Annotated in this window: 25 protein-coding genes; 15 read left to right on the plus strand and 10 right to left on the minus strand. The window is 40.2% G+C overall.

Going from position 1 to position 25,075, the window contains the following annotated elements; genetic code table 11:
- The first annotated feature begins 128 nt into the window (after positions 1-128).
- From HMAT_RS09120 to HMAT_RS09135, 4 genes are read left to right on the plus strand one after another with little or no spacing between them, the layout of a single operon-like run.
- Positions 129-731, plus strand: a complete 603-nt coding sequence (locus HMAT_RS09120; protein WP_199768579.1) for an RNA polymerase sigma factor — start codon at positions 129-131, stop codon at positions 729-731.
- Positions 728-1,186, plus strand: coding sequence for a hypothetical protein (locus tag HMAT_RS09125; protein ID WP_104382410.1), 459 nt, complete (start codon positions 728-730; stop codon positions 1,184-1,186). Before HMAT_RS09120 ends, HMAT_RS09125 begins: the two co-directional genes overlap by 4 nt.
- 39 nt (positions 1,187-1,225) lie before the next feature.
- Complete coding sequence (locus HMAT_RS09130; protein ID WP_158655681.1) at positions 1,226-1,666, plus strand: hypothetical protein; 441 nt, start codon at positions 1,226-1,228, stop codon at positions 1,664-1,666.
- Positions 1,663-2,079, plus strand: a complete 417-nt coding sequence (locus HMAT_RS09135; RefSeq protein WP_104382412.1) for a hypothetical protein — start codon at positions 1,663-1,665, stop codon at positions 2,077-2,079. Before HMAT_RS09130 ends, HMAT_RS09135 begins: the two co-directional genes overlap by 4 nt.
- A gap of 236 nt (positions 2,080-2,315) precedes the next feature.
- Here the strand turns inward: HMAT_RS09135 and HMAT_RS09140 are convergent, their stop codons facing one another.
- On the minus strand, positions 2,316-2,765 hold the full coding sequence (locus HMAT_RS09140; protein WP_104382413.1) for an SRPBCC family protein: 450 nt from the start codon (positions 2,763-2,765) through the stop codon (positions 2,316-2,318).
- Between the two features lie 339 nt (positions 2,766-3,104).
- On the opposite strand from HMAT_RS09140, the gene HMAT_RS09145 reads away from it, so the two are divergent.
- The 6 genes from HMAT_RS09145 to HMAT_RS09170 all read left to right on the plus strand — a co-directional run bounded on the left by HMAT_RS09145 (position 3,105) and on the right by HMAT_RS09170 (position 13,545).
- Positions 3,105-3,674 carry an RNA polymerase sigma factor gene (locus HMAT_RS09145; protein WP_104382414.1) on the plus strand — a complete coding sequence of 190 codons (570 nt, stop codon included), beginning with the start codon at positions 3,105-3,107 and terminating at the stop codon, positions 3,672-3,674.
- A gap of 143 nt (positions 3,675-3,817) precedes the next feature.
- Positions 3,818-4,963 (plus strand): FecR family protein, encoded by a 1,146-nt coding sequence (locus HMAT_RS09150; protein WP_104382415.1) that lies wholly within the window; start codon positions 3,818-3,820, stop codon positions 4,961-4,963.
- Between the two features lie 100 nt (positions 4,964-5,063).
- A complete protein-coding gene (locus HMAT_RS09155; protein ID WP_104382416.1) occupies positions 5,064-8,501 on the plus strand; it encodes a TonB-dependent receptor in 3,438 nt (1,145 codons plus the stop codon).
- Between the two features lie 20 nt (positions 8,502-8,521).
- Positions 8,522-10,399, plus strand: a complete 1,878-nt coding sequence (locus HMAT_RS09160) for a RagB/SusD family nutrient uptake outer membrane protein (RefSeq protein WP_104382417.1) — start codon at positions 8,522-8,524, stop codon at positions 10,397-10,399.
- A gap of 125 nt (positions 10,400-10,524) precedes the next feature.
- Entirely contained in the window at positions 10,525-11,847 is a 1,323-nt protein-coding gene (locus HMAT_RS09165; RefSeq protein ID WP_104382418.1) for an IPT/TIG domain-containing protein, read from the plus strand.
- A gap of 147 nt (positions 11,848-11,994) precedes the next feature.
- Positions 11,995-13,545 carry a nitrous oxide reductase family maturation protein NosD gene (locus HMAT_RS09170; protein ID WP_104382419.1) on the plus strand — a complete coding sequence of 517 codons (1,551 nt, stop codon included), beginning with the start codon at positions 11,995-11,997 and terminating at the stop codon, positions 13,543-13,545.
- Positions 13,546-13,615: 70 nt separating this feature from the next.
- On the opposite strand, the gene HMAT_RS09175 is transcribed toward HMAT_RS09170, so the two are convergent.
- From HMAT_RS09175 to HMAT_RS09185, 3 genes are all read right to left on the minus strand, one after another.
- Entirely contained in the window at positions 13,616-14,749 is a 1,134-nt protein-coding gene (locus tag HMAT_RS09175; RefSeq protein WP_104382420.1) for an acyltransferase, read from the minus strand.
- A gap of 102 nt (positions 14,750-14,851) precedes the next feature.
- Complete coding sequence (locus HMAT_RS09180; RefSeq protein ID WP_104382421.1) at positions 14,852-15,637, minus strand: hypothetical protein; 786 nt, start codon at positions 15,635-15,637, stop codon at positions 14,852-14,854.
- 302 nt (positions 15,638-15,939) lie between these two features.
- Positions 15,940-17,460, minus strand: a complete 1,521-nt coding sequence (locus HMAT_RS09185) for a glycoside hydrolase (RefSeq protein ID WP_233789159.1) — start codon at positions 17,458-17,460, stop codon at positions 15,940-15,942.
- 160 nt (positions 17,461-17,620) lie between these two features.
- Between HMAT_RS09185 and HMAT_RS09190 the strand changes: the two genes are divergently transcribed.
- Positions 17,621-18,046 (plus strand): DinB family protein, encoded by a 426-nt coding sequence (locus tag HMAT_RS09190; RefSeq protein WP_104382422.1) that lies wholly within the window; start codon positions 17,621-17,623, stop codon positions 18,044-18,046.
- A 66-nt stretch (positions 18,047-18,112) separates the two neighbouring features.
- Here HMAT_RS09190 and HMAT_RS09195 read toward each other — a convergent pair whose 3' ends face one another.
- Together HMAT_RS09195 and HMAT_RS09200 are read right to left on the minus strand one after the other, a co-directional pair.
- Entirely contained in the window at positions 18,113-18,565 is a 453-nt protein-coding gene (locus tag HMAT_RS09195) for a GNAT family N-acetyltransferase (RefSeq protein ID WP_104382423.1), read from the minus strand.
- A gap of 138 nt (positions 18,566-18,703) precedes the next feature.
- Positions 18,704-19,708, minus strand: coding sequence for a GlxA family transcriptional regulator (locus HMAT_RS09200; RefSeq protein WP_158655682.1), 1,005 nt, complete (start codon positions 19,706-19,708; stop codon positions 18,704-18,706).
- Positions 19,709-19,836: 128 nt separating this feature from the next.
- Here HMAT_RS09200 and HMAT_RS09205 point away from each other — a divergent pair, with 128 nt between their 5' ends.
- Together HMAT_RS09205 and HMAT_RS09210 are read left to right on the plus strand one after the other, a co-directional pair.
- Positions 19,837-20,289 (plus strand): DUF1569 domain-containing protein, encoded by a 453-nt coding sequence (locus tag HMAT_RS09205; RefSeq protein ID WP_104382425.1) that lies wholly within the window; start codon positions 19,837-19,839, stop codon positions 20,287-20,289.
- Between the two features lie 90 nt (positions 20,290-20,379).
- The gene (locus HMAT_RS09210; RefSeq protein WP_104382426.1) at positions 20,380-20,913 is read left to right on the plus strand and encodes a hypothetical protein; all 534 of its coding nucleotides are present in this window, start codon (positions 20,380-20,382) and stop codon (positions 20,911-20,913) included.
- A 15-nt stretch (positions 20,914-20,928) separates the two neighbouring features.
- Here HMAT_RS09210 and HMAT_RS09215 read toward each other — a convergent pair whose 3' ends face one another.
- On the minus strand, positions 20,929-21,138 hold the full coding sequence (locus HMAT_RS09215) for a hypothetical protein (RefSeq protein ID WP_158655683.1): 210 nt from the start codon (positions 21,136-21,138) through the stop codon (positions 20,929-20,931).
- 346 nt (positions 21,139-21,484) lie between these two features.
- Here HMAT_RS09215 and HMAT_RS09220 point away from each other — a divergent pair, with 346 nt between their 5' ends.
- On the plus strand, positions 21,485-21,679 hold the full coding sequence (locus HMAT_RS09220) for a YqaE/Pmp3 family membrane protein (RefSeq protein WP_104382428.1): 195 nt from the start codon (positions 21,485-21,487) through the stop codon (positions 21,677-21,679).
- Between the two features lie 62 nt (positions 21,680-21,741).
- Here the strand turns inward: HMAT_RS09220 and HMAT_RS09225 are convergent, their stop codons facing one another.
- Both HMAT_RS09225 and HMAT_RS09230 read right to left on the minus strand, forming a co-directional pair.
- On the minus strand, positions 21,742-22,527 hold the full coding sequence (locus tag HMAT_RS09225; RefSeq protein ID WP_199768580.1) for an alpha/beta fold hydrolase: 786 nt from the start codon (positions 22,525-22,527) through the stop codon (positions 21,742-21,744).
- A 39-nt stretch (positions 22,528-22,566) separates the two neighbouring features.
- Positions 22,567-22,995, minus strand: coding sequence for an SRPBCC domain-containing protein (locus HMAT_RS09230; protein ID WP_104382429.1), 429 nt, complete (start codon positions 22,993-22,995; stop codon positions 22,567-22,569).
- Positions 22,996-23,268: 273 nt separating this feature from the next.
- Between HMAT_RS09230 and HMAT_RS09235 the strand changes: the two genes are divergently transcribed.
- Entirely contained in the window at positions 23,269-23,715 is a 447-nt protein-coding gene (locus HMAT_RS09235) for a hypothetical protein (RefSeq protein ID WP_104382430.1), read from the plus strand.
- A 137-nt stretch (positions 23,716-23,852) separates the two neighbouring features.
- On the opposite strand, the gene HMAT_RS09240 is transcribed toward HMAT_RS09235, so the two are convergent.
- Positions 23,853-25,013, minus strand: coding sequence for an Atu1372/SO_1960 family protein (locus HMAT_RS09240; protein ID WP_104382431.1), 1,161 nt, complete (start codon positions 25,011-25,013; stop codon positions 23,853-23,855).
- Positions 25,014-25,075: the final 62 nt, after the last annotated feature.

Consider the following 25,075-nt stretch of genomic DNA (forward strand, 5'->3'; position numbering starts at 1 on the left):
CTTCTCCGCAAACAAATTCAGCAAAAAGTCAAAACAAAACAAACTAAAAATCAATCAGATAATCGATTTTAAATACTTATTTTTTAATTTAATGCAACCTAAAATTAATTTATGGGTCTTAATTATCCGTGAGCACAACAACAACGATACAACCTGACGCCGACCGGGAACTAGTCTCTCAGATCTTGAGACGGAATCCGCATGCTTTCAAAAAGCTCATTATCGATCATGAGAAACTTGTTGCTCATTTCGTTTATAAAATGATCCCAGTCGCTGCAGACCGACGGGATATCATACAGGATGTCTATATCAAGGTGTACAATAATCTGGGACATTTCCGCTTTCAGAGCAAATTATCCACCTGGATCGGACAAATTACCTATAATACCTGTTTGCATTATCTTCGGAAAAAGCGTCCACTGCTATTGGAAAGTTTTTTCGAAGACAGTAACCTATCCTATGTCGATTATAAAATTGCACATGCATCCACGAATACGACGGAAGATGGACTGTATGCGCGTGAGCTCACACAAACTATAGCACATGCTGTGACACAGCTCCCAGCATTATATCAAACACTGATCGGGTTACATTATCAACAGGAACTTAGTTTACAGGAGATTTCAGAAATCACACAATTACCGGAGGGTACCATAAAGTCTTATTTGTTTCGTGCACGCAAGCAATTAAAAGATATTCTATTGAAATCACAAAAAAGGGAGGAATTATGAACATCGCACATTTAACCGAAGAACAGCTGCAGACTCTTGCTGATTCCACTGATGGCACAACAAGCTTGGAAATGGATCATATTTCCGCCTGTCCGATCTGTAGAATTAAATTTGAAAACTACCAGTCGATCAACTTAGCTATCCAAGAATTACCCATGGCCACCTTTGATCCGGATCTACCGGATGATATTGTCAACATGTTGATCCCCCAAAAGATTCCGATTCACTGGGCAGCCCTGGTGGCGGCGACCCTGGGTGGTATATTGGTTACGGTCAGCGCTGTTATCTACGGGAAACAATTTATAGCGCTGTTTATTCAGCTTCCGATCATTTTACGTTATTTCTTTGGCATTCTGCCGCTTTCTTTTATTTGCATACAGACCGTGCTTTTCGTAATACGATATCGACAAAAATTGAACATGATCATAAAAAAAACAGATTCTTTTGCAACCTAAATCGAATCGCTGGATCTGATATACTATAAAATCAATTATATGAAACGCATTTTGAACTTAACATTGCTGCTTACAGTCATTACCGTTCCAACCATGGCTTTACAAAAGAGCACTTCAGTGATGGAAGATAAAGAAGTTATCTTTTTCTCGCTCAATGCTCTTGCTGTTTTACTGTCCATTTGGATTGCTTCATCTTTTTTGCTCAGGCTTATCAAACTGTTCTTAAACGATCGCTTGCGAAGGACCCTTATTCAGCGTAATGCTCCCGTAGCAATAATTTCTGAAATTCTCCCCAAAGAAAAGAATCTTGCGGAGCAAGCACTAAATTGGTGCTGTGTATTATTTGCCGGTTCTGCCGGACTCACGCTATGTTATTATACACAACCGTTTGGCTTGCATTCTGTCATTATCTTGAGTGTGAGCCTAGCATTCGGTTTACTTACCTATTATTTTATACATAAACATACCAATAAGTCATGAAAACAAATTACACGCTTACGGCAATAGCTATTCTATGTATCGGCTTATTTGCTTCCGGGAAAAAATTATTCGATCAATTCGCTTACAATCATTCCAAAACAACTGTTGTTTACAATGAAATCGGCCCGCTCTGTACCTTAACGGCAAACTTTCCAAAAGCAAAGTCTGCATCAATTGGCCAATACATTAAAAACTGGAGCCAAAAAAATGGCAAATCTCTGGTTTTATCAGGAGACACAGCACTATTGTCGTCCCTTGACGGTCCCCGTTACAAGCTCTATATGGATGAGACAAACCTAACTGTCATCGCAAATCGCGATCAGTCCGACAGGATTGCTTATACCTTAATGAAAAATGATTACAAGTTGATCACAGATTTTATCACAAATGGAAGCGAGCAGCACAGCTTCTGACTTTTATGTTGATCTTTGCCGTTTTTATGGCCGCCAAAGCCCAAGACCAACAAAATTTACCAGTGATTTAGACCTATAGCATACATGATATCCCTTCCATTTCTATTTGATACTGGCAGGGATGGCAGTATGTTCATTGCAATTTTCATCATCGGACTGCTGGTCTTTATCGGGTATCGCATCCAAAAATCATATCTTCGAAATAGTCTACCTTATAAATTTTATTTTCAGGCGCTCTACATTTCTGGAAATCGGTCTCCGACCAGGTTAAGTAAAATATTAAATTCCAAATATGCTTTCAGGTTTGCTAAAACGAGTGTAAATCCCTCGGTACTGTCCCTTACTTCAGCAATCAGCTTTTGAGGCGTATCATGTTCGATTTCATTAGTTACCGATACAAATGTCCCTCCTTTTATTGCCTGAAATTCCCATTCGACAATAGAAGGCTTGTCATAATTACCCCAGTTGAAAACAATTTTTTTGTTATCTATGATTTCCAGTACCTCAACATTGACCTTATGGTTATACATCTCCCATTCCCATTCAATATTTTTTCCCTTTTCTAATTTCCCAGAACTTTTGGTGAACCAAATTTTAATTGTAATTGCAGGGTCTACAATGGACTGAAACACCTCCGTAACATCTTTTCGGATAAACATTTCTGCTTTGGCAAAATTCTTCTTCATTGTTTTATTTTTTGCGATCGGTAGTCTATTTACCTATTTAAAAATAATCATTTCCTTTGTTAAACGAGAGAATTATTTGATCTGGTAACATATTTGTATTTCCATGCCATGTTTCATTTTTCAGTGTCTTTTTATCATGCGGACTATTGATCCTTTCTTAATAAATTTGACACCTATCACATCGTATTGTGGAATGTTTTTTAAATGAATTTCTATCGGGCAACACATCGGCTCCAGTTGCGGATCATGGGACCAGCGGATTAGATTTTGTTTTGTTGTTATTTTATACTTACTTTGAACAGGTTTTTGTGGGATACCTATTGTAAACAGAATTAAACTATGAATTTCTCTGCCTGTTCGGATCAACAAGTTTTTGAATCAGTTTGTCAAGGTGAGGAAAGGGCGTTACAACATCTGATGCACCGCTTTTGGCAGCCACTGTTCAAAACGGCATCTGTCACCATGCAGGATCCCGAAGTATGTCAGGAACTTGTTCAAAACGTATTTATCAATATCTGGCGAAACAGAGAGAAAATAAATCTTAAATATTCCATCAAAACTTATCTATTTGGCTGTATTCGTTATGAAGTATTCCGAAATGTCAAAAAAAAGATGGATCATATCGAACTTAAAGATTTAGATGAGAACTATGTTGATTCATTCAATCCATTGTTAAAATTGGAGTACACAGAATTGCTGGATTATCTGGATCAAATGATCAACCAGCTTCCTGATAAATGCAAGGAGATCTTCTACCTCAGTAGAATGGAACAGCTAAGCCATAAGGAAATTGCCGAAAAGCTGAATATCTCCGTAAAAACTGTAGAAAACCAAATTTCTATTGCATTGAAACGATTAAAACAGGGTATGCAGAATATGCACATCTTTTTTCAAATTTTCTTCTTCTAGCAAAAGACTGTAACACAAAACCTTACTACGATTACAATCTAATAAAAGACTCTTTTATATTTTCTTTTAAAAAAAAAACGAAAATCCTTTTGGGGGCTAATTGAAAAAATGAACTCTATAAGAACGAATCAATTATAGATTTCATGAAAAAACCTGAAATTATAGACTTAATCAAGGAAATTTTGCGCAAGCAATCTTCCGAAGAAGAATTGCGTGAAGTAGATGACAGCCTGTTGGATGCATATCATGATGCTACTTGGGACGAAGATAAATTTGGCCCGGCAGAAAATATGGAAAACCGAATTAAGTTAAACGTAGAGCAACTTATACACGTACACGCCGACAATACAAAAAAAACAAGCATTTTCCGTCGTTACCTCCCCTACGCAGCCTCCTTATTATTGGCTGTTTCCAGCATTACTGGATATTATTTTTTTAAAGGTCGGAATGCCGACTTACAAGTGACAAATCAGCGGACATACCTGAATCCGGGTGCCGAAAAAGCTTCTTTGAAAAATTCAGACGGCAGCAGTCTGGATCTACAGCAACAACAGGTTGGAGACACTGTTCCTTTTGGAAAGTTGTTATTCAAAATTGATCAGGAAGGCATTATTAGTTATCAGGTAAAGGCCGAGAAAAAAAATATGGAATCTCAACTTGTCACCTTAGCAACCCCGAAAGGTGGTAAATATCAGATCAATTTAGAAGATGGCACCAAAGTATGGCTCAATGCCGAGAGTAGCCTGATTTTCCCGGAACATTTTGCTGCTGACCGTCGCCTCGTTCAGGTCAAGGGAGAAGCTTACTTCGAAGTTGCTGAATCAAAACACAAACCTTTTATTGTTGAGGGTAATGGATTTGGAGTCCGGGTACTGGGTACCAAATTTAATGTATCCGATAGGGATAACCTCCATGTTGCAAAAGTCGCCCTGCTCCAAGGGTCAGTAAGTCTAACGTCAAAAGCAGGCCAGACGATGCTCAAACCCGGCGAGCGAGCGAAGATATCTGCCTCAGGTATTCAAATAGATCAATTTGATGCCGAATCTGAAATCGCCTGGAAGAACAACTATTTTATTTACAAAGATGAAAATATCAAAACTATTATGGCGGATGTCGCGCAATGGTATGATGCCGAAGTTATATTTCAGGGAAATGACTGGGATGATGTAAACCTAAAGATGAAAGTCTCCCGAAGAGAAAATATCGAAGAGATCTTATCACTTCTCGAATTAACAAAATCAATCAAATTTAAAGTTGTGGAAAGGAGGATCTACGTCACAAAAAGATAAATCGAAAACTTAAGCCGGGATGCTGTCACATCCCGGCTACGAATAGAGTTTAAAAATTTTCTGTCAAAAATTAATTAACCTTTTAATTCTTAACAAAATTATGAAAATAATACCGGGAAAAGAACAGTATATGTTCTTAATTAAGACCCTATTGATTATGAAGTTCTATCTACTGCTCGCATTTTTTGGCGTTGTTCAGGCTAAAATTCCGGTTTATAGCCAAAAAATGAACCTACATTTTAAAAATAGTAAGGTCGATCTCGTTCTCGCGGAAATCAGCAAACAAGCTCAGCTTGACCTGCTTTACGATTCAAAGCTGATCAAGAAAGCGAGCCCTGTTACGCTTAATCTGGAAAATGCAACATTGAATGAAGCGCTGACGGCCCTGTTCCGAAATCAGGCACTTGAGTTTGAGGTCATCAAAAAGACGTTAATAATACGTCCAAAAGAATCGACGGGAACAGCTCGTACCGCAGAGCTTATCGAAAATCAAAAAGCTATCAATGGCTCGGTCAAAGATCAACAGGGAAACCCACTAGCCGGTGTAACTGTACGCATAAAAAATACCCAGATCACAACGACAACTGATGGCAACGGAAATTTTACCATTGCTCCACCATCCGGATCCGGTCAAGTGGTCCTGACATTCACCTACGTAGGCTATGAGCCTACTGAACGACAAGCAGATAACAAGAGCCATTTAAATATAGCCTTGGCATTGGCCAATAATAATCTGGATGATGTTGTTGTCGTAGGTTATGGTACACAGAAAAAAATCAATGTCACGGGTGCTGTAAGTTCGGTAAATATGGCCGATATGCGTACACCGGTTCCCAATTTATCAAATGCTTTAGCCGGTAAAGTTGCTGGCATTATCTCCGTACAGTCGAGTGGTGAACCCGGTTATGACAATTCGACCTTTACAATCCGTGGAATCGGGACCTTTACTGGGGAAAGAAATGTTGCCCCACTAATCATTATTGATGGTGTACAGCGTGATGATGTCAATGGTGGTTTCGGGGGATCTTTCAATAATATTGATCCCGAAGATATTTCCAGTATTTCCCTATTGAAAGATGCTTCATCCACGGCCATGTATGGTGCTAAGGGCGCCAACGGCGTAATGATTATTACCACCAAAAGAGGTGTTGCCGGTAAACCAAAGATTTCCTTTAAGGCGGAGACCGGCTTCTCAGGTTTTACAAAAACGCCACAAATGTTGGATGGCGTAAAATATATGGAACTGCAGAATGAAGCAAGAACAAATATGGGCTTGCCCCCAACCTATTCTGATGAATTGATCCAAAAAACAAAAAGTGGGTTGGACCCCTATATATATCCCAATGTGAACTGGATTGATGAAGTATATAAGAAGAATTCCATGCTCACCAATGCCAACATCAATATTACCGGTGGTGGTGAATCGGTGAAATACTATATTTCGGGATCGTACTATAATCAAACAGGCCCTTATAAGGTCAGTAACTTAAACAATTACAATCCTAATCTCGATTTCAAACGCTATGATTTCAGGAGTAATGTGGATGTCAATTTATCAAAAACCACATCCGTTCAACTCAACTTAACGGGGATGTTGGTTAACTCCCGCTACCCCGGTATCGCTGCGGGTGATTTGTGGTATTTGGCTTATGCGACTACGCCCGTCGCCTATCCGATTCAATATCCGGACGGTAAATGGGCCGGACCACTGAGTGGTGGCGGTGCCAATCCATTAAATGAAGTTCAAAACAATGGTTATTCTAGCGAATTTAAACCCATCGTACAGTCCGTGTTGACCATTAATCAAAAATTAGATGCAATCACACAAGGATTATCCGCCTATGCCCGGTTTTCCTTTGACAGTTATGGTGAATTCAACAACCGTCGGTCAGGGAAAAATGATCTATGGCAGGCGACAGGCAGAACTCCTGAAGGGGAACTCATTTTTAACCAAAGCAGGGTCGGTCAGCAATTTTTAGACTACAGCCAAGAATCTTCTGGCCAACGCGTCATGTATCTTGAAGGTAATTTAAACTATGACCGTACTTTCAATGACCACAAAATCGGTGGGATGTTTCTCTATAATATGCGTAACCGTTTGGTCAGTTTGGCCGGTGACGTTATTGGCTCTATTCCCTACCGCAATCAAAGTCTGGCCGGAAGGATTACCTACGGATTTCGCGATAAATATCTTGCCGAAGTTAACGCGGGTTATACAGGGTCTGAAAATTTCGAAAAAGGTCAGAAATTTGGCTTATTTCCTTCTGCTTCGGCTGGCTGGGTGATTTCCAATGAAGAATTTTTTGAGCCATTGAAAAAGACATTTAGCTTATTAAAAATCAGGGGATCCTATGGCATTGTCGGAAACGACAATATTGGAGCTGGCGGACGCTTTCCCTATTTAACTCAAATCGGTGGCGGTGGTTCTACAGGTTTTGGTCTTAATGGGGCCTGGGCCGGCGGAAAAACCGAAAATGTAATGGGTGTAGAAAATCTCACCTGGGAAAAATCCTATAAAACCGGAATTGGTCTTGAAATCGGGCTATGGAACAAGCTCAACCTGATCTTTGATGGTTTCGCCGAGCGCCGAAAAGATATTCTGATCCGTAGGGGATCCATTTCTTCCATCGCTGGTTACAATAGTCTAGCAGTCTATGCCAACAAAGGTGAGATGGACAATAAGGGTATGGATGCCAGTATTGAATATAACGATAAATTTGGGGATGTTGGGCTCCGCCTTTTTGGCAATGTGACTTATAGCCGCAATAAAATTGTATTTGCGGATGAACCGGTCAGACGTTATGCTTATCAATCAATGACCGGAACACGCTTTGGCGAATACCAAGGGCATATTGCCATGGGCTACTTTATGAACAAAGAAGAAGTCGAGTCCGCTCCTCAGCAAAAGTTTAGCCCAGTATCTCCGGGAGATATCCGTTACAAAAACTTAAACGCCGAGGACGATAATATCATTGACCCCTATGACAGAACCTACCTTGGAAAATCTTGGTTTCCTTCCTGGTTATATGGTGCCGGTTTTTCCGTTTCGTATAAAAACTTTGACCTTTCCATATTCTTTCAAGGAGTCGCTGACGTAGGTATCATGGCCAATGGCAGTGAAATTCCGGGAAAAGGTATGGGAGTCAATGGTGTCGGGGTTCTCCCTTTTTCTGGTTTGGGAATCTACCCGAACAATACCATGTCAATTGTTGAGGACCGTTGGACCGCAGACAACCCACGCCAGGATGCTTACTACCCACGTCTTACCATGGCCAGCGGCAGTGACAACAATTATATCAACAGTACACACTGGTTAAAAGATGGGGCTTATATACGTATGAAACAAGCCTCTGTGGGCTATAATATTAAAGCAAAAGGATTGGACAAACTTGGTTTCACTTCGCTTTATCTGTATTCATCAGGCCAAAACCTCCTGACGTTTAGCAAATTCAAGCTCTGGGATCCCGAATTGGGAAGCAACGGCGCCAAATATCCATTAAATCGCATGATCACCTTTGGCGTTCGGGCACAGTTTTAATCTAAATCTATACAATAACCATGAAACAGATATCATCAAAATATATTGCATCAGGTCTATTAGCGCTAGCCTTATGCCAAAATATGCAAAGCTGTAATTATTTGGATAAGAAACCCGATAACCTCCTCACTTCAGACATGGTTTGGGAAACCAGGGCCAATGCGGAATCTTACTTAAATCAGATATATAGTTATATCGAAACGCCCGTAGACGATTTTACTACCCTCGGAGCCAGCGACGAAACCTCATGTAATATACCCGTTGTGAATGTTCGGCAAATGGCTGTCGGGAACTGGAATCCACAAAGCATGTACTGGCAACATTATTGGAATAATGCATATACTGCCATTAGGCAATCATTTATTTTTGAGGAAAACATCGACAAAGTTCCTGAAGGCGCACTGAGCACAGAACTTAAAGTACAATACAAAGCCGAAGCAAGGTTTTTGCGGGGCTGGTACTATTGGAAATTGCTACGTCAATATGGCCCAGCGGTATTGTTGAAAGGGACATTGGGTTTGAATGAAGATTTCAACAAATATCCCCGCAATTCATTTCAGGAATGCGTCGATTACATTAATAGCATGATGGATCTTGCCGCAGCAGACCTTCCTGTGGTATGGTCCGCCTCGTCCAATTACGGTCGTCCAAGTAAAGGAACCTGTTTAGCCATAAAATCACAAGTAGCGCTATGGGCTGCAAGCCCCTTATGGAATGGGAATCCACGTTTTGCAAATTTCAAAAACAAAGATGGTAAGGCCCTCGCCCCTTTACAGAACGATGCCAATAAATGGCAATTGGCCGCTGATGCTGCAAAAGCTGTTATTGACTTAAATGCTTATAAGCTCTTTACTAATCTGGATGAAGGCGATTCAAAATTCGATCCTTACCTGTCATTCCGTAACCTCTTCTTAACAAACTGGAATAGTGAGATTATTTTTTCCACGCACAAAGCAGACACTTGGCAGTGGGGGCATGAGAAACGAAGTGCACCTGAACCCGGCGGGATTGCCATGATGAATGCCACACAAAATGTTGTGGATGCCCACCTGATGCGTAATGGCAAAACCATTGATGATCCCAGTTCTGGTTATCGGGAGGATGGTTTCGTAGCAACAGATGATCCAGCCGAGTGGGGCAAGAGCCGCGATGGTGTCAATAGAGGATACATCGCCGGCAATTCAAATATGTATGTAAACCGTGAAGCGCGATTTTATGTCAATATTCTTTATAATGGTAAGCCTATACTACCCGCTCCGACAGCCGATGACCGCAACTTCTTTTCGTCGGATGCCAACAAGGATGGACGGGGAAGAGCTGAGTTTTATTATTCGGGAAAAGCCGGATTGGCCCAGAATTCAAATAGTGCAGATAAAACCGGATACCTTGCACAAAAAAATGTCAGTCCAGCTACTAATATTCGCCAGGATCGTCCCGCATATCGTCCGTATATCCATATCCGTCTGGCCGAAATCTATTTAAACTACGCGGAATCTCTAAATGAAGTTAATCCGAGCCATCCTGATATTCTGACCTATCTGAACCTGATACGTCAACGGGCCGGTTTACCTAAACTGGAAACAGTATATCCGCAGATAGTAGGCAATAAAGATGAACAGCGTAAATGGATTCTTCACGAGCGACAAATTGAGCTAGCGTTTGAAGGTGACCGTTATTTCACCCTCATTCGTCGACTGATGATGGGAAACCCGTCCTCTCGAGCAATATACCGGATGAATATCGCTTCAAACGATAACAATCAAGGATTTTTTTACCAGGATTTTTACAGAAGAAATTTATTGCAAAACAGATTCTGGGATGATAAAATGTATATGTTCCCTATTTTACAGGATGATATCGACAAGAACACGGCGCTTGTTCAAAATCCAGGCTGGTAATTAAGGTTTTAATTTTCACTATTTATGAACCCTTTCTAGTTGAAATTTTGTTTTTATCATACCGATACATGTAAATTTTAAATAGGAAAAGCTCCATCTGGCGGATGGAAAAAAATTATTAACAGATGAAATTAATATATAAAAGGAATTTATTCTTCCCCCTCCTCTCCTTGGTGATATTGGCGGGAATATTTTCATGTAAGAAAGATAATATGGGTGCAACACATGATCCCAATGCAGCCATTGTTGTCACGGATTTCCTTCCAAAGCAAGGTGTCTATGGAACAGAAGTCCTGATCAATGGTGAGAACTTTACAACGGATACAACTGCAATTTCCGTTAAACTCAATGGTATACCTTTAAAAATCGTTGGCTCAAACGGTACCCAGATCATGGCAATAGTCCCTAAAAGAGCTGGTAGCGGACCTATTGAAGTCTCTATTGGGGGGAAAACAGGAACATCCAAAGATAGCTACAGCTATATCTATAAAAGAACGGTCAGTACCTTGGCGGGCAACGGAGCAGCGGGATTCGCTAATGGAAAAGGTGCTGATGCGAAGTTCAATTTTGGTGGTGAGTCCTGGTACCGCAATGGCGGTATCGCTGTAGATGACGCATTAAATGTCTATGTCAGTGACCCCGGCAATCACTGTATCCGTAAAATAGATCCTGCTGGAAATGTAACTACACTAGCCGGATCCCCAAGTAATGCTGGTTTTGCAGACGGAAAAGGCGGTGAAGCACGCTTCAGCCTTCCTTATGGATTGACCATTGATGAACAGGGTAATCTGTATTGTGTCGATCCGGGAAACTGGGATATCCGCAAGATAACACCCGATGGAACGGCAAAACTTGTCGCCTGGGCTTCGAGAGAACCTTGGTTTATAGCCTATGATCGAACTGCAAAAAAGCTATACTATAATTCGGTTACCTCCCCTGCTCCTATTTATCAATTAAATACAGATGGTACAGCCGTGACGACTGTCATCGATGGATTGAATTTTCCAGCAGGTATGGCCTGCGGTCCGGATGGCAGTCTATACATCTGTCTACATGGCGATAACCAAATCAGAAAATACGACCCTAAAACCTGGAAGCCTACCATCATTGTCGGTTCAGGTAAATATGGTTATAAAAATGGTGTTAGTACGGCGGCTGAATTTGCACTCCCTTGGGGTATTGCGGCCGACAGCCAAAACAATGTGTATGTTGCCGGAAACGGTACTGCCGGCGGCGATAGCGGTTCCCCCGATCAGAGTGTCCGTTTTGTGGATGGGAAAACATTCCAAGTAAGTACATTTGCGGGATCCAATATCGCAGGTTTTACAAATGCCGTTGGCGAGGCTGCCTCATTTAACGTGCCTGGAGGCGTTACCGTAGACAAAAATGGTACAGTCTATGTCATCGACAAGAAAAATAATAGTGTCCGAAAGATTATATCAGAATAAATTAGCGGGTGTCCGAAACAGGGCGATCGGACACCCCTCTTTTTTGATTTTTGTTTGAATCCCCGACAATATCTTTTCAATTCATGCATCCTCAGAAGCTTCACTTTTATGCCTTAGACAACTTCTTCAAATTTCAAATGACTTTATATGATTTTTAAGCATCTATTTTCGTTGAGCTACGCACTATTGCAAGGTTTGCTATTGTGCGCGGCATGCAATCATGCTGATCATCTCGAACCTATTCAGACCGAATCCGGCCCTCAAAAAAGCAGGTACGTTTCGGTCACAGGTAATGACCAGAACAAGGGAACCGAGAGCAAACCCTTTCGTACTATCTCACGTGCTTTAGATGCAATATCACCGGGCGACACAATTTTTGTGCGTGAAGGTGCCTACCGTGAGAAACTATTGATTTCAAAATCAGGAAGTTCAGCGAAACTCATTACGATAAAACCCTATCCCAATGAAGCTGTGGCCATTGATGGCGAAGGACTATCCATCTCCGGCACAGAAGCATTGGTAACGATCAGAAATGCCCGATTTATTCATTTTGACGGTTTTGAAATCCGAAATTTTAAAACACAGACCAAGGACAATGATGTAAATGGGATTATTATTGATCAAGGTTCGAAAAACATTACCATACGAAATAATAGAGTCCATCATATCGAGAACAATGCCAGTCCAGAGGATGGCAGAAGCGGACACGGCATTCTGGTCATCGGCAATACCACGGAAGCCTTACAGGATATTATTGTAGAGGATAACACGATCCATGACTGTAATACGGGTTATTCCGAAAACCTCACCATCAATGGCTATGTGGATGGCTTTACGATTAGACGGAACAAAGTGTACAATGGTGAAAATATTGGTATTGTTGCAGCTGGAGGTTATACTGCCAATGCCACTGCAAGCCTGAACTATGTACGGAATGGACTGATCAGCCAAAACCAAGTCTATGATATTGACGGTAGAACTGGTCCCATTCCCGCGTTTGCCCAGCATAACGGGGCAATTGGGATTTACATCGATGGCGCCCGGGATATCATTGTTGACAGAAACAGTGTCTATCGCTGTGGCCGGGGAATCGGATTAGTCAGTGAAACCGATAATTTCCCTACACGTGACTGTATTGTAAGAAATAACGAGGTCTATAACAACTCACTCGCAGGGATAAGCCTGGGTGGCTATCTAAATTACACCGGTGGTGGCACGCTGAATTGTTATGTTGTGAATAACACCTTATTTAATAATAATATCGACAAGGGATATTTTGACGAAATTGAAGGTGAAATACGACTTGTTGAGAACTGCACAGATAACATCATCCAAAATAATATTATTGTAGCACAGCCCAATAGCGTATTTATTCATAAATATACCAATACAGGTAAATCCAATAGGATTGACTACAATTTATACTTCAGTACAGGAGAATATCAGTGGATATGGAATGGGAAAGTTATCCGAGATCAACAAACCTGGAAATCAACGCTTATTGGGGATACGCATGCGATCTTTGGGCAGGATCCTGGATTTATATCAACGGCACAAGCACATTTTGGATTACAGAATTCATCTCCTGCCCTTGACAAGGGCAACTTTATTAGTCAAGCGATCAATGGCGCGCTGGATTTGAGCGGAAAGGCGAGATCAGAAGCAAATCGCATTGCGATTGGAGCATTTCAAAAATAATCGTTTAAAAAGATAATAGGCCAGTTAACATCAATTTGTCGACTGGCTATCTTAATCTTTATTTCGGGTTTTATCCCTTAGATTTTAAAAATCGCTGCGTCAAATATTTTCGTACAGGGATATCGTATAGTTTCAAACAGCAATATGCAAGTACGATACTACCAATTACTACCGCTGCAGCACCGGGCAATGATTCCTCAAAGCTAAGGTTTTCATTTTTCACCCAAGCGTAATACAAATAAATAAAAGGATAGTGCACCATATACAAGGGGTAAGAGATGTCTCCCAAGAATTTAGACAGGCTTTTCGTAAAGCCGTCCCCTTTTCCTGAAGCCCCTAAAACAACAAGCAGTGGAAAAACAAGCACACAGCAAAGGGTATCGTAGAGCCCATTCATCCAGAGGTTTTCAGCTCCCCCAATACGAGGAACCGCCAAAAGTGAAACAAGGATAATACTACAGATCCAAAATGCACCTTTCATTCGAAGGGGTTTAAATGCGCGTGATAAAAACAGTCCCGCTGTAAAAGAAAATAAAAGACGTAGTGATCCTGCTGTAAATTCTGTTCCGGTCAGTGAAAACCCCGCACAGATATCGCCCAAGGGGCCCCAGATCGCAAATATAGCCAATCCACAGCCTGCAGCGACGACAAGTGCGCCAAGTGCTTTTGTTGAAAATTTACGGATGATCAAAACATAAAGGATATTACCGATATATTCAAAAAATAAAGACCAGCTCGGGCCATTGAGTGGGAACATCTCCCCTAAGCCTCTTACTTCATGTCCAGGGAGGGCAGGGATCAGTAGTGCGTTCAATACCGTAGCCAGCAATAAAGCCGAAACAGTCACCTTGGACACATCCCATACTGAACACCCCTGAAAGTAGAACATAACAGCACCGATGATCGCCCCCATGACAACCATGGGATGAAGTCTTATCATCCGCCGTTTGATAAAATCCATGGTCGTCATCGTTCCCCAACGGTCATCATAAGCATAACCTACAACAAATCCAGAGAGCATAAAGAAAAAATCGACTGCTAGATAACCGTGGTTAATACGTTGATCCAGGTGGCTGGTTGCAAAGGCTTCAAAAATATGGAAGCATACGACTGTGATAGCTGCAACACCACGCAGGCCGTCGAGCACAGTATAATGTGGTTTGGTATCGGCATAAGCAGAGGTAGAGGCTGTTGTATCGGGCATAGAAATAATAAGATTAGTTTGATTGATTTCCTAAAAACAAAGACGTAAATATAAACAAATTTCAAAAAATGCTGTATAACCGCCGTTCAAACTAATCTTTTCTTATTTAACAACGGGAATATAATCTCTCAAATAGACCTGTTCTTTCCGCATATCCTGAATATATTCTTTACTAAAAATTTCCAGAAGTATATCAGAAATAGCTGTCGTCGTTGGACGTTCATCTTCGGATTCCCCAAACGAGAAAATCTCCTCCTCCGTCCTATCTTTCTTCGTTAAAAAATAATAGAAATCTTGACTTTCCCAACCTTTTACCCCAGAACCAGCTTCTTCTGATATGTGGAGGGCTGTATATGTTTTTTGTAGAAAATCCTGAAGACGCTGGTAATCGGTTTTGTTTTTTGATGTTTTAGTCGCATATAAATAAGCGAACTTACCATCATTATCTTCCGCCATAGCTAACGCAGGAAAAGCAACACCATTCAACATGGCCAAGGTATCCTTCTTTTCGTTGTAGGACACCGTAGTATAGCGATAGCCATAATATTTCTTCGGTTTTAATTTCCTTGTTCCCCAACCCGAGGTAGACTCCAGATAAAATGGCGTTGGCAAGCTTCCTTCACTATCAAAAATTGCCATCGTATCTTTCTTGAACATGGCTGTCTCAAAAGCCTCTTTTAACGCTTTCTTATCCATCTCTTTCACATCAGAAGCCAGCATGGATTCCGTTTTTTTTATTTTCGGCGCATAAAAGGTTGAAACATCAAACGTCTTATCCAATTTATCCAAGAATACAACATCCGGATCCTGAGATTGACAAGAATATAACAGCGTCGAGAAAAGCAGTGAGAAAAGGAGACTTTTTTTTATAGAACTAAATAGCTTCATGGGTAAAATTGCTCAAAATTATCTTTTCATTTTCAATCTTAAACCAGCGGCAAAAGATATCCAAATATAATGAGTACAGCGTTAGGTTAACAGTAATATTTACAATCCGTACAAACTGATTTAAAAAACGTCAATCGTTATCCGAAGAAGAAGACGCATTTATTAGAAAAGAATAGAAACTGTTAAAAAGTAACAACGAACCATCTAAACATTTACGGATTTCAACAAGGCCGTCGGAAGTAAAGAGAAAGGAAAACGGGAGTGTCTCCACTTTTTGAACACGCCCGCTTCCATTTATATCCTTATTGTTTGGTTCCTTCGAGTGTCGACACACTCTTTGCCGGAATGTTTAAACTATATACACCATTCGCCGCTGGCGCAATAACACCGACCAGCCCCCAATGTCCTGCGCTGGTTGCTGTTGTCTGGTAATTGGATAATTGTCCTCCTACAAAACCCGACAGATTGATATCCAACGGAACACTGCTGCTGCCTGTATTGGTCACGACCATCGCAAATTTACCCGTCTGCGGATCTTTATACGCGGACAGGAGTAGTCCATTGGCATTTTGTACCGCCACATTGATACGTTTGTAATCCGCTTTAATAAATCTAGAATAATGCCCCATCACATCATAAGCTTTGGTAAATTCTAATGAACCGTCACTTCGTGTACAGATCAATGCTTCATTATTTTGAAATGCTAACATCCCGAGCCAAAACACATAAGCGCTGGCATCACAGTCTGCAAGCAATTTGTGCATGTTAACAGCCAACTTCAGTCCACCTTCAATTCCGGCATCATAGTTTCCGCCATCATCCGAAGCTTCCGTTACCCACATTGGTTTGCCACCTGTAGCAAACGTCCACTTTGATGGATTCTGGTTGAAACCTCTTTTTCCGCCGATCAACTCCGTTATTTCAACATAACCATGTCCCGCTAGAATATCGACATTACTTCGGTCCATTCCAGAAAGGAAGGTATTGGCTGTCCCCCATGCAGCATTTTCCGAAGAAATGATTTTTGTACTCTGTAGACCCTCTTCATTTAATGCCGGCCTTAGGTTATTTGTGATAAACTCACCCAGTTTGTTCGACGCCCAATAAGATGCATCCCAATCCGAAAACACATTTTCAGGTTCATTGCTTGGTGAAATGGCGTTGATTGTTATGCCTTCATTTTGATAGGCTTTAGCAAAACCGGCTAGATAACGGGCAAATAGCGTTGAAGATGTATTCAGGTTAAGTCCATTGAACCATTTAGCGCTGATACTATTGGGATTCGTCTTCATATAAAGCGGCGGTGTCCAGGTACTTGCTATAACAATCGGAACCTGAAATCTTTCCTTGGCCTTTTTTAATATCCAAAGTTGTCCTAGATGCTCACGCGCATCTGCTGAGAGCGCCTGATAAGCAGGACTGCTAACTGCGACATCGATATCAACCCCCGCAGGCCTAATGGTTACCGCTCGATTCTGTTGATTGAATGGATAGGTATGTAACACCTTACCCCGCAGGATATTCAACTTTAGCCCCGAATTACCCCAAAGATAGTCTAAAATACTGTCTCTCTTCGGAGATTCAAAGAAGGGAACAATACGACCGCCAAAGGCACCAAAACCGTCTATTTTTTGACGTTCCTGATTCCATTCTACAACAGCATTCGTTGATACAGCTGCAGCCTGCGCTTTTAATTGATTTAAACGATTCGCTGCATCATCCTCATTCGTCGATAATACCTGCTTTTGACACCCCGTAAACCATAGGGATGCCATTAATCCAAACCATGAAATGGATTTAAAAACAAATTGATTTCTGTTCATGAATTTTTATTTATTAATTAGCAATAACAGTTTATCTCTAAATAAGACTTGCAGTAAAATTGTTTTGTCAAATTTCAAACAAAGTATTTATTTTTTGAAAAATTAACAATCCATCTATTTACTTAACACAAAACTATCAGCATATTAACATTCAATAAAAATGGACGATTTTATACATAAATTTGAAGTTCTCATTAATACTTTTCCTGCAGAACTTTCGGCTATTAATACCATCACATTTAATGAGAAGTCAGTTCCTGAAAAATGGAGCAAAAAGGAAATTTTAGGGCACCTGATAGATAGCGCCATGACAAACTATCTCCGGTTTATAAGAGCACAATCTGAAGAAAACCCGCAGATTTTTTACGCACAGGATGACTTTTGTGAAAGCGCAAATTATCAGCAGTCAGAGACTAAACAGCTTACGGACTTATGGTTATCACTCAACAAGCAGCTTTTATTTCTATTCAGGACGCTGATTACAAGAGGTCTGACAATGCGAAAATGTAACGATCTAACGCTCGCGTTTTTGATGGCCGATTATGTGACCCACCTCAATCACCACCGGCATCAAATACTAGCTTAACTGTAAATTCATAAAAAAGTCTAGTCCAAATAATCAGATGATGCTAAGGACTAGACAAAATATAGTTTACTTTTTATTCCACCAATGATAATAGTTGTGAACGCCATCGTATTCAAATCCACAACGTGGATATAGCGTATTGCCGATGTCGTTTGTTTTTTCGGTTTCGAGCATCAACCCACAGGCATTGGTTTCCGCACACCATTGTTTACTCCGGTCTATGAGTGCTACAGAGAGTCCTTTACCACGATAGTCCTGATGAACAAATAAGTCACTCAGTAGCCATTGCATTTCTAGTTTAGTGTAATGAAACAGTTTATACAACTGTACAAACCCCACCGCTTTACCGTCTACTATCGCTAGAAAAATATCCGATTCGCTATTCAGAAGCCGTTCTTTTAAAAAGACCTTCCCTTTTTCAAGATTCGATTCCTGCCGATAAAACATCCGATAGAGGTTAAACAGTTCTGCGGTCTGTTCCAGATCTTCGAGACTAGCTTTTTTAATTTGATAATTCATTTTAGTAAATATTTTGATTTATACGGGCAAAAATATCCTTAAAACGAATTCACCTCATCATCCAGATTTGAGATGTCGGACAGTCCAGTGCGTTGCCATTACTGGTTAAAGTCATTAAACAAAGACAGAAGGGGTCTTTTATTCCGAAACAATCGGGGCTTCCTCAAATTGACCTTTGTATCTGTTTCTATAATCCATAGGGGTCAATCCCGTTATTTTCTTGAATAAATTGCGGAAGGTCTTTAGATCATTATAACCGATACTATAGGTGACATCGGCAATATTTGCATTTCCCATTTCCAGCGCTTTCTTGGCCACCTCTATCTTTGTTCGTTGAATATATTCAATAGGGTTCAGTCGTGTTGCATTCTTAAATCGACGGATAAAATTCCGTTTGCTCATATTGACGTGATCAGCGATCTGTTCGACCGAGATATCTGCTTTTATCTTTTCTTCGATATAGCTCTGCGCTCTATGGATATCTTGATCATCGTGAAGACGTTGCCCCGAAAAAACTGAAAATATATTCTGTGAAGTACGCCCATAATCCAATGCGTAGAATTTACTGAGCTCGATTGCAATTTCTTTACCACAATTCTTTTCGATAAAATAGAGCACTGCATTTAACGCTGAGAAACCACCACCACCTGTGATAATTGCTTTGGAATGAGTAACCACATGCTCGGGTTTAAATACGATTTTGGGATATCTATTGGCCAGATCTATTATAGCTCCCCAGTGTGAGGTTGCTGACATGCCATCCAATAATCCACTTTCTGCCAAAAAATAGGCTCCGGTGCACAGACTGATCACTTCCGTTCTGCGCTCATATTTATCGCTAAGCCAAGTGATCAACTCCCGGTTGTCTTCTAAAAATGATTCAATTTGCTCCACAGCTACATTCATGGGCGGAATTATGATCACATCTGTCTGGTACACCTCTCCAAGTGTTCTTGTACAATAAAATTGAATCGGTAGAATGGACCGTACTGTTTTTGTACCGACTCCAATTAATTCAATTTCAAATGGCATCGGCATCCCCCTTTTTAACGCGGCTTCATTTGCACTCATGAGTAAAGCAACTGTATTGGACACTGCCGTCGACAACACAGAGTTATAAATAATGACCGATATATGTTTCATCTGCAAATAATTAATGTTATTCCCTTTTTTAAATTTACGCATAATTTTTGGCACGAAAACCACCTTCAAATGTCATTTTTACGTGGTGATAAGTGGCGATATCCGTCCTAACTTTATAAAAAAAAAAGATGAAAACAATATTCAACACCACAGCAAGAGCGGAACTGATTCAAAGAATTGAGCTCCTCACGCCCAATAACACAGCACAATGGGGAAAAATGAATGTATATCAAATGATCAAACATTGTACAATCTGGAATGATTGGATTCTGGGTAGGAACAAACATCATTACAAACAGGAATTCCTTGGGAAGATATTCGGAAAAATGGCTCTAAAAGGCATGATAAAAGATGATAAACCGCTGAAAAAAAATGTACCTGCAGGTATTTTCGCTGTTAAGGACAATAAGGGTCAGGTCACTGCTTCTCAGAAAAAAAACTGGACGGAGCAAATTGAATCCTATGGTCACTATTCAAATCCTGATTTTATCCATGACTTTTTCGGAAAAATGGATACCGAAGAAATTGGTATTTTAGTCTATAAGCACATGGATCATCATCTGCGACAATTTGGTGTATGATCGAATATAAAATCTTTTCGGACGGATTGTAAAAACAGCATATTCGCATTAATTTACACCTTTATATTTATCAAAAATAGTAAAGAGCTTATGGTTAATGAGGTTCAGTCTGAAAAGATTTATTATCCACCAAATTGGAAAAGGGTCACTATCGCCGTCATTTTGGTGCTCATTGGTCTAGCGACATTAAGCATCGATATTGCCCCTTTTTTACATGTTATGGTAGCGATTCCATTAAAACTTATCTGTATTGTTACCGGTTTTTGGGTTTTGAAAAACAAGAAAAGAGCCGTTCGTGCAAAAACAGATATACGGGGTTTTTATTTCAAACGAATGTCCGGTAATCCGGTATTAAAAAAGGCATTAACGGACGTGGATTTATTGGTTTTTGTTCCATTTGTGCAAATTGTCGATATCCGAATAATAGCGAGTATCTGGACGGGAACGAGACTCGAACTTGAGACCACGCAAGGCAAAGAGATGCTGACCATGCTGAATGTGCTGAGCAGAAAAGAAAAACAGCAGATTTATCAAACGATCAAAAGATTCGGTATAAGGAATCTCGTCAAACCCCAGAAGGAAGAAGGAGATCTTAAATGCGTAGAAAAATCTGCTGAGAATTAGCTCTTTCCCTTCTTTCTAACTTAAATGATCTAATAACAGTTGATCCACATATTCCCGTATTTCTTCAGGCAACATCAGGTAAACTGGTGTTTTTAGATTTTCTCTGTTGGCTTCACCTTCGGTAAAAATATTTCTGAACCCTTCATTAAGCCATTTTCCTTCATCTTCTAAATAAGCCTTATATTTATTGTCCAAAATATCAATAATGTTTTTGCTCTCTTTCATTTGTTCCGTCATTTATTCGATTGTAAACTGCATCTAAAAATATTCGACAGGGGAACATCAACATTGGTGCCACTCCTCCACTAAATTTTCAAAAGAAGATTAGAAACAGAAAACTTTAAGATTTCTTAACATTTTTATCGATTTGCCAAATAATGACTCACCACACCGGCAGTGGCAGTATTTGCAACGATCTTCATATTGAGGCAAGTAACAGTAATTTTCACCATTGTTATTTGCTTTCTTTCTAATTATTACCGATTTTTGCTTTGAACATCAAAGCTATCTATAGCCAGATAAACGTACATTATTTTAACATAAGTTATTGCTCTTTTATAAATCAATTGATATGATCTTGATCGCAGTGTTACTTCCTTGGTTATCCTTTTTTTTAAGAGGCAAAATTTTCAGTGGAATTATTTGTTTAATTCTTCAGCTCACTATTCTAGGTTGGCTACCGGCTGCTATTTGGGCGGTTGCTTCCCGTGTAGATGGCAAAAATAAGCAACGTATGCGAAGTCTGGAACGAAGTATGCGGCACTAGGTGTAACAATCACCGTCCTAAAATCGAATCGTTAATGCATAGGTTATCGCTGCAGTAAGTTGCTATTGGGCTTCCAGGAATTTTCGAACCTGAAAAATGGTAAAATCAATTAATCCTTCATCAAACTCACCGTTGAAACCTTTCATCATATAGTTTCCATGATTGGCGGGTAAGATCATGAGACGGGCATTTGGGGTCTGTTTTTGCATTTCCGCTAAATGCTCTCCCTTCACCACATCCTGATCCCCTGCTATCAGAAATACAGGACATGATATATTTTCTAAAGCTCCGGCTTCAAAATCCCGAAAATTTATCATTCGTTGGCTGTCTTTTTCATACATATTTCTAAAATCTTCGTAATCAGGGTTTAACTTCAAAAAGTTTTCTTTCAGGTAAGGCGGCATCACCTCGATTGTTGAAGCTGACATACTCTCAAAAAAACCATCTAATAACCCTGCCCTTTTTGTATTACCGGAAGCTGCGATCACTTTATCTACCCGATTAGGAAAAAGAGAAGCGAGTTTCAAAATAGTGGTCGCACCGTTACTGAAACCAAAAAATGAAGCTTTATCTATGGCGAGATGATCCAATACTGCTACAATGTCCTCTGCATCCTGCTCAAATGTTTCGGGGACTTTTCGATGTGCCGACCTTCCGTGATTCTGCATATCCAGCAGAATCAATTGGTACTGATTCTGCAGCCGTTTCACTGTTTCCTCAAAATCAAAAAAACCTGAAGAACCACCGCCATGAATAAGTATCAGCGGTTTGCCCGATCCGTAGATTTCATAATATAGTTTTATTCCATTCGCTGGCGAATAGCCTGAGTGATTGTCCAATATATCCATAATTCAATATTAATTACTTTGGCCTATTTAGGGAAAAATTTATCTGCTTTCCACAAATTTTTTAAAGTTGGTCAGAACAGAGTCAGTAAATTTTTGTTGAAGGTCTAAAGGGGTTTTTGTATCCGGCTCAAATGTTTCCCTAATGATTGTATTGTTATCTATTGCCTGAAATTCGACAATGCAGTTTCTCCCTGCACTGGTACTTTCAATATATTCTAATGGGATAATGCGGTTATACACGCCGCAATAGTCAAAGCCCGCTCCGTCTTCCATTCGCTCCATTCGAAAATTAAATTGCCCTCCTTCCCTAAAATCGTTTGTCACAAGGGGGCAATGCCAATCATCAAATGGAATGTTCCATTGTTTTATGGATCCGGTAAAGGTCCAATGTTTCCAAACATCTTCGATTGGTCTTTCCACCAAAACAACTGAAACGAGAGTATTCCTGATTGAGTCTGTAGCTTCCATATGTTATATTTTTAGGCTAAATACGTTCTATCTATTGATCATTGTCTTTCCTATTTATATTTCGATCATCTGCTGCGTCTGGCAGATCTGATTGCCGCAAGACAATAGTAACCTATCAGCTGCAAGACAATATTAATAAACAGCGTACTAAATTAACTTGCCCTATGGCAATATTTATGCAGCGCTTAATTTATTTAGATAAAAAGTACAATTTAACAAATATGGTATATTTATTGCACAGCAGAATCAGAACATATAGAAAAACCGATTCAAATGAAAAAAATAGTGATTCTAGCACTGAGTGTGGTCCTATTTGCAGGATGTAACAATGCACAGCAATCAAAATCTACTGAGAGCACGGAAGATCAGGCCAAAGAAGAAACACCATCTATTGGCGGAGATAAAGATGAACATGGGTGTCTTGTGGGCGCGGGTCAAACCTGGAGTGAGGTTAAGCAGGGATGTATTCAGGTGTTTAATGTCGGAATGCGGTTGAATCCTGTTGGTACCAAAGCGGGAGATGCTGTCATCAGTGCATTTGTTGTCGCAAACGATGATAAATCAAAAATGGAACTATTTTTGCCAGATGACAATAAAACAACTGTTATTCTGAATAAAACGGAAGATAACCTGTACCAAAAGGATATTTATAAATATGATGCAAAAAAATCAGATTTGTATGTCAATGGTACAGTCAAATATAAAGGTGAAGTTGAATAACATCCCTGAAACTTTATAGGACGTAAAGGTAATGCCAATGTTTATCACATTGGCATTTTTATTTATCTTCCAAAGAGCGAAATCTCCTTTTAAAGGACAATATCTGCTATTTGATGAATGGATAAATAGCGCCCTGGCTAATCAATCTCGAAGATTGCCTGTATCTCAACAGATGAATTTATGGGTAAAGATGACGCACCAAAAGTTGCACGGGCATGTTTCCCATTATCGCCGAAGATAGTGACAGCAAGATTCGATGCTACATTCATTAGATCGGCATGTTTACTATAACGGTCTTCGGTATTAAAAATTCCTGTTAGCTGCACACAGCGTTTCACTCGATTCAGATCTCCACCTACTGCATCATTAAGCACAGAAAGCACATTTAGCATCGTAATTTCGGTAGCCTCTTTGACCTCCTGCTCACTGACCTCCATGCCTAATTTTCCCGGTTTAAATATTTTACCATCCTTAAGTGCAACCTGATTGATAAAGACTAAATTTCCGGCACGGACATAGGGTTGATAATTTCCAGCAGGCTGGGGAACTTTTGGAAGTACAATATGTTTTTCCTTCAAGCGATTATTAACGGACTGTTCGTTGTCCAAATCTGTTATTTTACCGATTTCGTTAAGCGTTTTGCCATTTCGTATGCCTACCAAGCCTGAGGCAACTTTCGCAAAGTTCATTCCCTGCAACTCGGCCAGATAGCGTTCACTCTTGCTTGGTCTTTGGGTGTTGGGCAATGAAGCAAGACTTGTTGTCCCAAGGACAGTATTTCCCTGTGGAATAGACTTATCTATTTTATCATTCCCCTGAATCCCCGTAGGGACCAGAATCATCCCATGTACAGCAAGAGTATTCCAGAATGACTGCAGAGCCAATTCCTTCCCCGCACCACTGCCCGCAGACATAAACACTGTTGCAGGAATTCCTTCCAATGCATGTTTGGACCACAGATCGACTGTTTTTGCCAGAAATTCGCTCATTCCGGTACTTATATTACCAAAATATACGGGTGATCCAAAAGCAATTCCGTCATAATTAGGCAGTTCTTCTACTGTTGCGACAGCAAGGCCGATAAGTTTTGGATCGGGTGATTTTTTTACCAGTTTAACGACAGCCTGTACCTTACCACTGCGCTCAACACCTTTCACAATTTCTTTTGCCAGCTCATATGTGCCGCCATGATCTGAGTGAATAAGGACCAAAACCTGTGTTTTATGTTCTTGAGCCATCACAAAACTGGTCAACACAACCAACATTACACCCATAAAGGAGGCATATATTTTTTTCATTTTGAACTATATATTAAATACGAAACAAAATTAAAAATGCTCCTTTTATCTATTTTGCCAAA

The sequence above is a fragment of the Sphingobacterium sp. HMA12 genome (genome assembly GCF_002933815.1).
Lineage (GTDB): Bacteria > Bacteroidota > Bacteroidia > Sphingobacteriales > Sphingobacteriaceae > Sphingobacterium.